Origin of the sequence: Pseudomonas asplenii, assembly GCF_001293465.1 — a bacterium.
In the GTDB taxonomy this organism is placed as follows: Bacteria; Pseudomonadota; Gammaproteobacteria; order Pseudomonadales; family Pseudomonadaceae; genus Aquipseudomonas; species Aquipseudomonas fuscovaginae_B.
Map to the genome: position 1 here is coordinate 1 of NZ_JSYZ01000028.1, position 13087 is coordinate 13087.

Annotated in this window: 8 protein-coding genes; 5 read left to right on the forward strand and 3 right to left on the reverse strand. The window is 64.5% G+C overall.

The window, feature by feature from the left end:
* Positions 1-30: 30 nt before the first annotated feature.
* The gene (locus PF66_RS28935; RefSeq protein WP_054064558.1) at positions 31-1302 is read right to left on the reverse strand and encodes a tyrosine-type recombinase/integrase; all 1272 of its coding nucleotides are present in this window, start codon (positions 1300-1302) and stop codon (positions 31-33) included.
* Positions 1303-1444: 142 nt separating this feature from the next.
* Entirely contained in the window at positions 1445-2359 is a 915-nt protein-coding gene (locus PF66_RS28940) for a LysR family transcriptional regulator (RefSeq protein WP_017901839.1), read from the reverse strand.
* Positions 2360-2666: 307 nt separating this feature from the next.
* Between PF66_RS28940 and PF66_RS28945 the strand changes: the two genes are divergently transcribed.
* The 5 genes from PF66_RS28945 (at position 2667) to PF66_RS28965 (ending at position 11254) form a co-directional block, all read left to right on the forward strand.
* On the forward strand, positions 2667-3689 hold the full coding sequence (locus tag PF66_RS28945; RefSeq protein ID WP_054057369.1) for a zinc-dependent alcohol dehydrogenase family protein: 1023 nt from the start codon (positions 2667-2669) through the stop codon (positions 3687-3689).
* 592 nt (positions 3690-4281) lie between these two features.
* Positions 4282-5781, forward strand: a complete 1500-nt coding sequence (locus PF66_RS28950) for a hypothetical protein (protein WP_054057370.1) — start codon at positions 4282-4284, stop codon at positions 5779-5781.
* An 11-nt stretch (positions 5782-5792) separates the two neighbouring features.
* On the forward strand, positions 5793-7262 hold the full coding sequence (locus PF66_RS28955; protein ID WP_081009935.1) for a PLP-dependent aminotransferase family protein: 1470 nt from the start codon (positions 5793-5795) through the stop codon (positions 7260-7262).
* Positions 7263-7367: 105 nt separating this feature from the next.
* The gene (locus tag PF66_RS28960; protein ID WP_054064559.1) at positions 7368-9008 is read left to right on the forward strand and encodes a VRR-NUC domain-containing protein; all 1641 of its coding nucleotides are present in this window, start codon (positions 7368-7370) and stop codon (positions 9006-9008) included.
* On the forward strand, positions 9005-11254 hold the full coding sequence (locus PF66_RS28965) for an ATP-dependent DNA helicase (RefSeq protein ID WP_054064560.1): 2250 nt from the start codon (positions 9005-9007) through the stop codon (positions 11252-11254). Before PF66_RS28960 ends, PF66_RS28965 begins: the two co-directional genes overlap by 4 nt.
* Before the next feature lie 24 nt (positions 11255-11278).
* Here PF66_RS28965 and dxs read toward each other — a convergent pair whose 3' ends face one another.
* Positions 11279-13087, reverse strand: a complete 1809-nt coding sequence (dxs, locus tag PF66_RS28970) for a 1-deoxy-D-xylulose-5-phosphate synthase (RefSeq protein ID WP_054064561.1) — start codon at positions 13085-13087, stop codon at positions 11279-11281.

A 13087-nucleotide genomic window follows, 5' to 3' on the forward strand; every position in this document is an offset into this window, starting at 1 on the left:
GCCACCGACCTGGTCGGCTACCACTTTGACTCAGTCAATCTGCGCCGCTAACGCCGCATTCCTGCGTAACCGATCCAAATAATCCGTCCATTGCTGCGCGGCCTCCCGACGCTGCGGTAGCAATTGAGCGCGGGCATACACCGCGCCCAGTGCGCCTGGCATGCGGTGAGACAACGACAACTCCAGTACAATCGGATCGATGCCCAAATGCTCATGGGCGAGGGTGCGGTAGGTGGCGCGAAAGCCGTGAGCGGTAATGGCGTATTCCGGCCAGAGTCGCTGATAGGACTTGGCCAGAGAGGTCGCATTGATGGGGCGCCCCGGGTAGACCGGGGAGACGAACACCCAGCCGTTGCCGGCCTCATCCACCACCCGGCGCTTGTGCAGCTCGCGCAGAAGCACCAGCGCCTGCTCCGGCAGGGGGACGATGTGTTTGCTCTTGTCCAGGTACCGGGTCTTGCTGACCACAAAGCGCCAGTCGGCGTTGATCAGGTCGACGTCTTCCCAACGCATCTTCACCAGTTCTCCCGGACGCACCGGCAGCATGACCAGCAAGCGCATTGCCGTGGTGACGCTGTTCGGGGCGAGTTCATCCAGGCGCAGCAAGAAGCGTCCCAAGTCGGCTGGTCGCTCGATCGCGGGATTGCTGGTGACGACCTGGCGGATTTTGAGTTCCTCGGTGTTGCTCAGCGCCACGTTTCGCTCCAGCCAGCCGCGCCCCTGCGCGAAGCCGAGCACGGCCCGGATGAGGGTACGTACGCGCTTGGCCATGGCCATGGTGCGGGCACGGCGCAGGGTACTGATGATTGCGGTGATGTGCTCAAGCCTGATTTCGGTCACAGGTATGGTGCCAATGGCGGGCAAGATATGGTTGCGCAGGGCGCCGCGAAATCCGGCGATGGATTTGCTGACCAGGTCGGGAGACTTGAACTTCAGCCACTCCTCGGCCACGTAGGCGAACGTACGTGCCTCGTTGAGCCTTTGCGCTTCGATCCTGGCCCGTTTCGCTTTGAGCGGATCGAGGTCATGGAACACGTTATGGCGTGCGGCCCGAGCCGACTCGCGGGCCTCTTTCAAGCTCACCTCGGGGTACCGGCCAATCACGAAGACCTGCTCCTTGCCGCGCAGACGGTACTTCAGGCGCCAATGACGAGAGGGGGACTTGCCGGGCTTGAGTGAGGGGCGCACCTGAAGATACAGACCCGGCACTTCGCCGTCGGCATATTTGCCGGCGGTGGTCAGCGAACGGATGAACGCGTCGCTGAGTTTTTGGCGGAAGGCAGGCGGTCTTTCGGCGGACATGGCGTGGGGGTATCTTTTTGGTTTTTCCCAAAAGATACCCCCAGTCAAGGTGGAATTGAGTGGAATCAGACGGACGGTAATGGACGCATTTTCGACTTAAGTGCCTGTATTAAAAGCCTTTATGGCCTTCAGTGGAACCGGCCTACAGGCTCTCGGGGTCCCCGCAGAACATCTGAATCCGCGAACGCAGCCAGCGTTCGCCCGGATCGTTGTCCTGCGAACCGCGCCAGGCCATGTGCAGCTCGAAACTCTGCACCGGAATCGGCGGGTCCTCGGCCCGCACGCCACCGGCGGCGGTCAGGGCATCGGCGGTGTAGTCGGGGATGGTGGCGATGATGTCGGTGCCGCTGATCAGCGTACCCAGGCCGTTGAACTGCGGGACCGCCAGCACCACATGGCGCTTGCGGTCGAGTTTCTCCAGCTCGGTATCGATGAAGCCGCTCAGGTCGCCGGCGAAGGACACCAGCGCATGGGGGCGCGAACAGAAGTCATCGAGGGTCAGCGGGCCGGGCATGGTGTCGGCGCGCAGCACCTTGGGCGAGCTGCGGCGCAGCACCTTGCGCTTGGCATTGGCGGGCAGGTCGGAGGTGTAGCACACGCCAATGGAGATTTCGCCGGAACTGAGCTTGGCCGGAATCAGCAGATAGTTGACCCGGCGCACCACCAGCACGATGCCCGGCGCCTCGGCGCGCAGGCGTTTGAGCAACTGCGGCAGCAGCGCGAACTCGACGTCGTCGGACAGGCCGATACGGAACACCTGGGTGCTGGTGGCCGGGTCGAACTCGGCGGCGCGGCTCACTGCCGTGGAGATCGAGTCCAGGGCCGGCGAGAGCAGGGCGAAGATTTCCTCGGCCCGGGCCGAAGGTTCCATGCTGCGGCCGGTACGTACGAACAACGGATCGTCGAACAGGTTGCGCAGGCGCGACAGCGCCGCACTGATCGCCGGCTGGCCGAGAAACAGCTTTTCCGCGGCCCGGGTGACGCTGCGCTCGTGCATCAGGGTCTCGAACACGATCAACAGGTTCAGGTCGACGCGGCGCAGGTCGTTACGGTTCATCGGGCTCGCTTCACAGGAGGGTCAATAACGTAAGAGGTGAATCTTACGGGCAAAACCGTCTGATTCGCACTGGAAAAATGAACTTTCCTATTTCGCCGGGGAATGGCGGCGTCTGGTCCCCGATTTCGGGGCCTGTCCGGCCGGCAAAAGCGGCTTTTCTCACAGCTGCGGCCCGCTGCGGCTGACATTGTGTACAATGCCCCCGAATCAATGACAGGCATGTCGACTATTAACGGGCACGGATAGTGTTCCCCACAAAGCCCGGATAGAGTTCGTGTCATTAGAAGTTCATTTGGCGAGGTTTGCGATGTCCCGCACGATCCGTTTTCACAAGTTTGGTTCGGCCGAGGTGCTCAAGTGCGAAGAGCATGCGACGACCTTGCCCGCACCGGGCGAAGTGCAGGTGCGTGTCGAGGCGATCGGTATCAGCTGGTACGACGTGCTCTGGCGGCAGAACCTGGCGTCCTCCCACGCCCGTCTGCCGGCCGGTATCGGTCATGAGATGGCCGGCGTGGTCACGGCGGTCGGCGATGGGGTGGATGACCTGGCGGTCGGTGACAAGGTCGCCAGCTTCCCGGCCCAGAGCCCCAACGACTATCCGGTGTACGGCGAAGTGATCCTCATGCCGCGCTCGTCCCTGACCCGTTATCCGGATGTGCTGACGCCGGTCCAGGCCAGCGTTCACTACACCCCGCTGTTGATCGCCTATTTCGCCTATGTCGACCTGGCGCGGGTCAAGCCGGGGCAGTTCGCCCTGATCACCGATGCCAGCCACTGCGCCGGCCCGGCCTTCGTGCAACTGGGCAAGGCCCTGGGCGTGAAGGTGATCGCTGCGACCAAGACCGCCGAGGAGCGCGAATGCCTGCTGGCCCTGGGCGCCGAGAAGGTGGTGGTCACCGAGGAGCAGGATCTGCTGATGCAGATCAACAAGTACACCGATGGACGGGGTGTCGACATGGTCTTCGACGGCCTGGGCGGCCCGCAGATGTCGATGCTCGGCGATGTGCTGGCGCCGCGTGGCAGCCTGGTGCTCTATGGCCTGCAGGGCGGCAACCAGACGCCGTTCCCTGCCTGCGCGGCGTTCCAGAAGAACATCCAGTTCTTCGTGCACTGCATCGGCAACTTCACCGGCAAGCCGGAGCTGGGCATTGTGCAGGACCAGGCGGCAGTGCAACGGGCCCTGCGCGATATCAACCAGTTGACGGCCGATCGTGTGTTGCCGCCGATGGAGATTCGCGCGTTTCCCTTCGACGAGTTCGTCGAGGCCCATCGTTTCATGGACGCCTGTCCATGCCGTGGTCGCGTGGCGTTGCAGCTCGATCCGGCCTGACGCCGGCCAAGGTGTCATCAGCCCCGTATCAGGCGACTGATACGGGGCTTTTTATTTTGTCCAATATTTTATCGCGGATGAACTTCCCCGGAATGCCTGTTTTACTGCAACTGAACTGGTTTTTTCAGAAATTCTGTATCTGTTAATCGTGCTCTAAGCACTGATAATTAACCGGTAACTTTCAGCTCAAGGAATGAGTCATGGTTGAGTTTCAGTTGTTGTACCGCAGTGGTCCAGTTGCACAAGCTTTGGGCGCCGAGTTTGCAGAGCATAGGCAGGGCCAGGCAGCGCCCGTGCGGCGGGGTGCTGCCAGCTAAGAAATTGCATGTAATCGAAGTTTGTAAGTTGATGTAAGAATATTCCTAGGAAGTTCTTTCTCCGAAAATTTCCAACGCTAACCGGCAATCAGTAATCAGGGCACTCTCGTATATCCTGCTATGGATGTTGCAGGCTCGGGGTAATACTCTTGTTGTTGCCCGACATGTTCCGGTGGCGGACGCCAAACAGGCACCTGAACATGGCAAGACCTGGCAAGCGCGGATAATACGAGCGCCGTTGGCCCGACACTGAACCCAATCCAGGTGTAAAGGCTATGAGCTCTATTCATGAGCAGGCAATGAACTATGTATATCAACAGGTCCTACAACGGTTGATGAGTTACTTCACCCGTGCCGAACGGATCGCCCTGCAGTTGTTGATCCAGCGCCTGATCGTCGCTGCCGGCGGTATCGAGCGGATCGGTGAGTTCAAGGTCATGGTGGCCCATGGTGGCGGCAAGGACAGCAGCTACACGCTGGCCTTCCTGAGGGCCGCGCAGTTGAGCATCGCCGGCCGCTCGCCGGCCACCTTCAACCTGCGTATCGCCACCTCGCGTCATGCGGGCCTGACGTCCACGGTGATGAACAACATCCATCAGGGGTATTGCGCCCTGTTCGTCTATGACGATCCGCGGGTGGAATTGCTGATGGTCGACAACCGGCACGTGCGCCCGTTCCACCATCGCACGCCGTTGTCCGACCTGGGGCGCGACCTCAATCGGCGCGACCTGCTCATGAACGGCCATCTGACGGCGGGCGATGGCCGCACGACCTTCTGCAACAACTGCTACCTGTCGATGGCCGATTTCTACGAGCGGGCCAGTTCCTGGGACCAGGGCATCGATGCGCTGATCATCGGCGATCCGCCCCGCGAGCAGAAACAGTACCTGACATGGTTGCTGCGCTCGACCGAAACGCCCGAGCGCAGCCCGCTCGGCGGGCGCGCGCTGGAATTCGAGGAGGCGGTCAGGACCTGCAACGAACTCAGCCTGGAATACTACCGGGAGCTTTACGGTGACGCCGCGACCCAGCCCCAGGGGCCGGCCATCAGTCGCTCCAGTCGCAGCCAGCCGCCGATGCTGGTCGGCGTGCATGACCTGGTGGGCAGCGACATCGAGCAGCGCTGGCCGTTGCTGACCGAGTTCCTCGGTTTCCGCTTCGACGACCTGGCGTTTCACTTCAGTGAATCCGACTGCGCCAACCCCTTGCTGATGGCGCATATGCGCGGTCTGCAGGCGCAGTATGTCAGGGGCCTGAGCTACCAGACGGGGATCACCGAATACCTGCAACTGGCCGTGGTGATGATGCGCAAGAAACGCATGTCGGCACGCCTGATCGAGCAGGCCATGGCGGCCTACGACAGCTCGGAGAAACTCCTCGGCCGCCGGGCGCTGGCCCGGGTCTACGCCCAGGAAGCCTATGGCCTGAGCGAGGGGCAACTGATCTGCCTGCTGTTCGCGCCCTTCGTCAATCAGGGCCGTGGCCTGGAACCGTTCCTGCGCCGCTGCCACCCGGGCATGCTGGTGGCTTTGCCGGAGCTGCACAAGGCGCTGTCGGGCAAGCCGGCCGGCGAGCAGGTTGAGCAGTGGCTGAGCGAGGTCAGCGGTTTGCCCCTTGAACGCCTGCAGGATCTCTACCAGAAAAAACAGGTCGACTTCAGTGCCGCCGCCTCGCTGATTGCCCGGGTCCGGGCCAGCGACCCGGACAAGCACCGTGTCGATATCATCCATCCCGACAGTGGCGAAGTCCGCAAGGAAGTCCTGTCGGGACGCTAAAGGGTTTGCGATTGACTGCCTCGAAAACTCCCGAACCCGCTTCGACCCCGACCGGACCGAGCGGCCGGACGCCGCGAACGACCCCGGAAGGCAAGCCTGCGGGCTTTGCCTACCAGGCGGTCTACCGTTACCTGGTCAGCCTGATCAACGAGGTCGAAACCGAAGCCCGGGTCAAGCTGCCCTCGTTGCGCCAGTTGTCCGAGCGCCTGAACGTGTCGATTTCCACCGTCCAGTACGCCTATTCCCTGCTGGAGAAGGAGGGGCGGGTCTATTCCCAGGCCAAGTCGGGCTATTATGCCTTGCCGGTACCCGGCGGCTCGTTCGTCAGTGGTGGGGCCGATCTGCTGGAGCGCATCTACGTGCATTCGCGCAGGCCCGGCACCCTGGTGCTGGGCAATGACGAGCCGGCGTTGCTGCTGTCGCTGGACAACCCGCTGCTGCTGCTCGAACGTGAACTGGTGCGCCAGTACCCGCGGCAACAGCAGCCGCAACTGCAACCCTTTGGCGAGATGGAGCTGCGAGCCGCCCTGGCGGTGCGCTACACCACCTCGGCCCAGCGTTACTGGCATGCCGACGACGTCTATATCGGTGCCGACCTGCGCAGTGTGCTGGAAACCCTGATGGCGGCCCTGGCGTTGAAACACACCACTGTGCTGGTGGAGTCGCCCTGCGACTGGGTGATCCTGCGCCTGTTGCAGGCCGGAGGCGTCGACGTGGTCGAATTGCCGCTGGGCGGCAACGGGCTGTTCGACCTGGAACAGCTCGAACAGCTGTTGCGCACACAGCCGGTCAAGCTGCTGCTGATGTCTTCCGCGGTCAACATGCCCCGGGGCAGCCTGATGCCGGCCGAGCATCGCCAGCAGATCGCCCGGCTGCTGGAACAGTTTGGCGTGTGGTTGCTGGAGAACGACAGCCACGGTGAACTGGCCTACCAGCCCGCCGGCGCGCGCATGCGTGACCTGGTCGACCCGGATCGCCTGCTGGTGCTGGCCGGCTTCGAGCGTTTCATGGGCTGCGAGGCGCCATTCGGCTACCTGCTGTCGCGACACTTCGGGGTGGAACTGCAACGGCATTTCCTGCTGCGCTCGTTCCGCATGTCGCCGACCCGGCAGAAGGCGATTGCCCGCTTGTACGGCAGCGGGCGTCTCGACCAGCACCTGGGTATCCTGCGCCGCCTGCTGCAGGAGCGCATGTCGCAGGTCTGCCAACTGTTGCAGGAACGCCTGCCCGACAGCCTCGACTTCGTCCCGCCCCAGGGCGGCGCCACGGTCTGGGCACGGGCCCGGAGTGAAGTGGACATGCGCAAGGTCTTCGAGCACCTGCTGGAACAGCGCATCGTCATCGCCCCCGGTGAACTGTTCAGCCTGCACGGCCTGCACCGCGATTGCCTGCGCCTGAGCAGCACCTCCAACGGTCACCGCCACCTGGAGCCGGCCCTGGGCGCGCTATGCAATGCCCTGCGCCTGGAGTCCGGGCCCTGAAACCCCGTACCGGGCAACCCTTTGTCCAATTGTGTTTGCCAGACGCGGGGAGGACTGTTATCTGTATGCATAACCAGCATTCGACAACCGTGGTCCTGCCTGCCCGTGACAACTGCGCCCCTCGACGATCCGTTTTACTACCTGAACAACTTCCACTGTGTGCTCGATTGGCTGACGCAGCGTTATGCCGATTTGCTGGATGCGCGGGAGCGGGCGTTCATCGACGACTTCGCCAGACTGCCCAGGGCCGCGCAGGCGCTGCTGGTGCGCATGGTCATGCGCAAGGGCGAGCACTTTCGCGGCAGCCGGCTGAACTACGACGAGATTGGCGATACTACCGCTGCAGTACAGCCGCTGCTGGCCCTTGGCTGGGTCCGCGATGACCTGCCGCTGGCGTTGGAGAGCCTGTTCGCTGTATTGCAGAAGGCCGAGATCGTCCAGGCGTTCCAGGCCCCGTCCAGGTTGAAGAAAACCGAGCTGTACGAGCGGCTGGCGCCGTTGCACGTCGAACCGCGGCCGTTCGCCCAGTGGTGCCCGCAGGTGCCCGACCGGCTCTACAGCCTGCAGGTGATGGACCTGTGCGACCGCCTGCGGCTGATGTTCTTCGGCAACCTGTACCAGGACTGGTCGGAGTTCGTGCTGGCCGACCTCGGCATCTTCAGCTACGAAAAGGTCGAGTTCCATGCCGACTCCCGTGGCCTGCGCAGCCGCGCCGACGTGGACGGCTACCTGCACCTGCAGGCGGCGCGGCAGGCCCTGGAGGTCGGGGAGGAGGTGGGCCGGGTGCTGGAGCAGGTCAACCGGCTGGAAACCGACAACCCCTGGCTGGAGCGTCGGCGCGGCAAGCTGCTGTTTCAACTGGGCCAGCACAGCGAGCGCCTGGAAGACCTGGCCGGCGCGTTGGCGATCTACCAGGGTTGCCGCTACCCCGGCGCCCGGTTGCGGCGTATCCGGGTGCTGGAGCGCCTGGGCGAGCACGGGTTGGCCATGACCCTGGCCGACGAGGCCCTGGCGGCGCCGGAGAGCGCCGGGGAAGAACAGCACCTGCAGCGCATTCTGCCGCGATTGCGGCGCCGGCTCGGGCTGCCGGCGGTTGCCCGAAGTGCACCGGTGCCGGTGACGCGCCTGGACTTCAGCCTGAGTTGCGAGCCGCACGAGTCGGTCGAGCAGCGGGTCGCCCGGCACCTGTGGGAAGAGCAGGGGCCGGTGCATTACGTCGAAAACACCCTGATCAATTCGCTGTTCGGCCTGCTGTGCTGGCCGGCGATCTTCGCGCCGCTGCCCGGTGCGTTCTTCCACCCCTTCCAGAGCGGGCCGGCCGACCTGCACAGCGAGGATTTCCATGCCCGCCGCGCCGAGCTGTTTGCCGCGTGCCTGGAGCAACTGGCGGATGAGCGCTACAAGCAGACCATCCGACACAACTTCGTCGCCAAGTGGGGGCTGCAGTCGCCCTTCGTGTTCTGGAACGTGCTCAGCGGGGAACTGCTCGAACAGGCGCTTGAGTGCCTGCCGGCGGCGCACCTGCGGCACTGGTTCGAACGGCTGCTGCTCGACATCAAGGCCAACCGCGCCGGCATGCCCGACCTGATCCAGTTCTGGCCGGCGCAGAAAACCTACCGGATGATCGAGGTCAAGGGCCCCGGCGACCGCCTGCAGGACAACCAGTTGCGCTGGCTGGAGTTCTGTCACCGGCACCAGATGCCGGTCGCGGTCTGCTACGTGCAATGGGCGGAGCCGGTCGCTTGAGCTACAGCATCGCCGTGCGGGCCCTGTGCGAGTTCACCGCCAAGGCCGGCGACCTCGACCTGCGTTTCACGCCGTCGCCGACCGCCCTGGAGGGCATCACCGGCCACCGCACCGTGGCCGCGCGTCGCAGCGAGGGTTATCGCGCCGAACTGGCCCTGGAGGGGCATTACCAGCAGTTGCGGGTTCGGGGCAGGGCCGATGGCTATGATCCGGCACAAAACCAACTGGAGGAAATCAAGACCTACCGTGGCGACCTCGCCAGACAGCCGGCCAACCACCGCCAACTGCATTGGGCCCAGGCCCGGATCTACGGCTGGCTGGCGTGCGAGCACCTGCAACTGAGCGAAATCCATCTGGCGCTGGTGTACTTCGATATCATCAGCGAAAAGGAAACCCTGCTGCGTGAAACCTGGAGTGCCACCGATCTCAAGGCGTTCTTCGAGGGGCAGTGTGCATGCTTCCTGCACTGGGCCGAACAGGAAATGGCCCATCGCAGCGCCCGCGACCAGGCCGCACGCCAGCTGGCATTCCCCCATGGCGAGTTCCGCCCCGGCCAGCGCGCCCTGGCCGAGACCGTGTACAAGGCGGTCAGCACCGGTCGGTGCCTGATGGCCCAGGCACCGACCGGCATTGGCAAGACTCTTGGTACGCTGTTTCCGATGCTCAAGGCCCTGGCCCCGCAGCGGCTGGACAAGGTGTTCTTTCTCACCGCCAAGACGCCGGGGCGCCAGTTGGCCCTGGACGCCGCGCGAGTGCTGCACGCCAGCCAGCCAGGCCTGCCGTTGCGGGTGCTGGAGCTGGTGGCCCGGGACAAGGCCTGCGAGCATCCGGACAAGGCCTGCCATGGCGAGGCCTGCCCGTTGGCGCACGGCTTCTACGATCGCCTGCCGGCCGCGCGCGAGGCCGCCGCCGCAGTGACCCTGCTCGATCGCCAGGCACTGCGCGAGATCGCCCTGGCCCACGACATCTGCCCGTATTACCTGAGCCAGGAAATGGCCCGTTGGGCCGACTGGGTGGTTGCCGACTACAACTACTATTTCGACTTCAGCGCGCTGCTGTTCGGCCTGGCCCAGGCCAACCAGTGGCAGGTCGCAGCCCTGGTGGACGAGGCCCACAACCTGGTCGAGCGCGGTCGCCAGATGTACAGCGCCGGCCTCGACCAGCACGTGCTCGGGCAGGTGCGCAAGACGGCGCCACAGCCATTGCAGAAGGCCCTGCAGCGGTTGAACCGCGAATGGAATGCGCTGCACAAGGAGCAGGTCGCCAACTACCAGGCCTACGACCAGGCGCCGGGCAAGCTGTTGTCGGCGATGACCCTGTGCACCGCAGCCATCGGCGACTATCTCAATGACCACCCCCAGGGTCTGGATGGCGAGCTTCAGGCGTTCTACTTCGAACTGTTGCAGTTCGCCCGGGTAGGCGAGCTGTTCGACGAGCATTTCCTGTTCGATATCAGTGTGCGCGATGTGGGCCGCCGACGCTTGTCGCAACTGTGCCTGCGCAATGTGGTGCCGGCAGCGTTCCTGCGGCCACGCCTGACGGCGGCGCGCAGCAGCGTGCTGTTTTCCGCGACCCTGAGCCCCCGGCACTATTATGCCGACCTGCTGGGGCTGCCCGCCGACACGGCCTGGATCGACGTCGAGTCGCCGTTTCGGCGTGAACAACTGGACCTGCGCATCGTCAGCCAGGTTTCCACCCGTTACGTCCATCGCCAGGCGTCGCTGGCGCCCATCGTCGAGCTGCTGGCCGGGCAGTTCAGGCAGCGTCCCGGCAACTACCTGGCGTTCTTCAGCAGCTTCGACTACCTGCAACAGGTGGCGCAACGGATGGCCGACACCCACCCGGATATCCCCTTGTGGCTGCAGTCGCGGCGCATGGAAGAGAGCCAGCGCCAGGCCTTTCTCGAACAGTTCACCGAGCACAGCCAGGGCATCGGTTTCGCGGTGCTGGGCGGTGCCTTCGGCGAGGGCATCGACTTGCCCGGCCAGCGGCTGATCGGGGCCTTCATCGCCACCCTCGGCCTGCCGCAACTGAACCCGCTCAACGAGCAGATCAAGCAGCGCATGGCGGCGCTGTTCGGCTCGGGGTACGACTACACCTACCTCTACCCGGGCCTGCAGAAGGTGGTGCAGGCGGCGGGGCGGGTGATCCGTAGCCAGCAGGACAGCGGCGTGGTGGTACTGATCGATGACCGGTTCGCCGAGGCCCGGGTCCGGCAGTTGTTGCCGCGCTGGTGGCAGCTTTGATGTCGGTCACCACAGTGACTGTGTTCATGGCGGGGCGACCCGGGCTGGCGCGTCGCGCGAGCGGACCTGCTCGCGAAAGACCTGGACCGAGGTGACGATCCCCTCGACATCGAGGCCCGAGGCTTGCAGCAACTGCTCGACCGTCCCGTGTTCGATGAAGTGGTCGTCCAGGCCCAGTTGCAGGGTCGGCCGGCCACTGAGCGAGGCGGCCAGGTATTCGAGGCAGGCGGCCCCGGCACCACCTTTGACGCAGCCTTCCTCCACCGTTACCAGCAGGTCGTGACTGCTGGCCAGGTGTTCTATCAGGTTCATGTCCAGCGGCTTGACGAAACGCATGTTGGCCACCGTCGCATCCAGGCGCCGGGCAGCCTCCAGGCTGGCTGACAACAGCGAACCGAAGGCCAGGATGGCCACTCGCCGGCCTGCCGGCTGGGTCGACTGTCGGCGAATCTCGCCGCGACCGATCGGCAGGGGCGTCAGCCGGGCCTGCAGCGGGACGCCGCAACCGCTGCCTCTCGGGTAGCGCACCGCTACCGGTCCGTTGTGACACAGGCCGGTGTGCAGCATCTGCCGGCATTCGTTCTCATCCGCCGGCGCCATGATCACCAGGTTGGGGACACAGCGCAGGTAAGCCAGATCGAACGCTCCGGTATGGGTGGCACCGTCCGCACCGACCAGGCCGGCGCGGTCGATGGCCAGCAGCACGGGCAGGTTCTGCAACGCGATGTCGTGGATCAACTGGTCGTAGGCCCGCTGCAGGAAGGTCGAGTAGATCGCCACCACGGGCCTCAGGCCTTCGGTCGCCAGACCGGCGGCAAAGGTCAGGGCATGCGCCTCGGCAATGCCGACGTCGAAGTAGCGATCGGGAAAGCGCCGCTCGAACTCCACCAGACCCGAACCTTCGCGCATCGCCGGGGTGATGGCGACAACGCGCCGGTCCTGCCCGGCTTCGTCGCACAGCCAGTTGCCGAACACCTGGGCGTAGCTCTGCCGAGCGGCGGGCACGGCCTGGAGACCTTCCTGGGCATTGAATTTGCCCGTCGCGTGATACTGCACCGGGTCGCTGGCGGCCGGGCTGTAGCCGTGACCCTTTTCGGTGATGACGTGCAGCAGTTGCGGGCCGGGTCGACCTTTCAGCGCTTGCAGGGCGGGGATCAGCGCGTCGAGATCGTGTCCGTCGATGGGGCCGCTGTACTCCACGCCGAGGGCCTCGAACAGGCTGGCCGCGTCGGGCCGGGCTGTCGAGGTGGTGAGCCCGGCCAGGTGGTTGCGCAGCGCGCCGACCGCCGGGGAAATCGACATGTCGTTATCGTTGAGCAGGATCAGCAGCGGCAGGTCTGCCTGCACCCCGGCATTGTTCAGTGCCTCGTAGGCCAGGCCACCGCTCAAGGCACCGTCGCCGATCACCGCGACACAGTGGCGCCGCCGGCCCTTGATCCGCATGCCGAGCGCCATGCCCAGCGCGGCGGAAATCGAGGTGCTGGCATGGGCCGTGCCGAAGCTGTCGTACTCGGACTCCTGCCGCCGTGGAAAACCGGATATGCCGCCCTGTTGGCGAACACCGGCCATGGCCTGGCGCCGACCGGTGAGGATCTTGTGAGGATAGGACTGGTGCCCCACGTCCCAGACGATCCGGTCGTGCGGGGTATCGAAGACATAGTGCAGGGCGATGGCGATTTCCACACTGCCCAGGTTTGCCGAGAGGTGCCCGCCGGTTCGGGAGACGCTGTGCAGGATGAACGCCCGCAACTCGTCGGCGAGTGACGGCAGGGCCTGCCGGTGCAGGGCCCGGAGATCGCGCGGGCTGTCGATGGTATTGAGTAGTTCGAACAT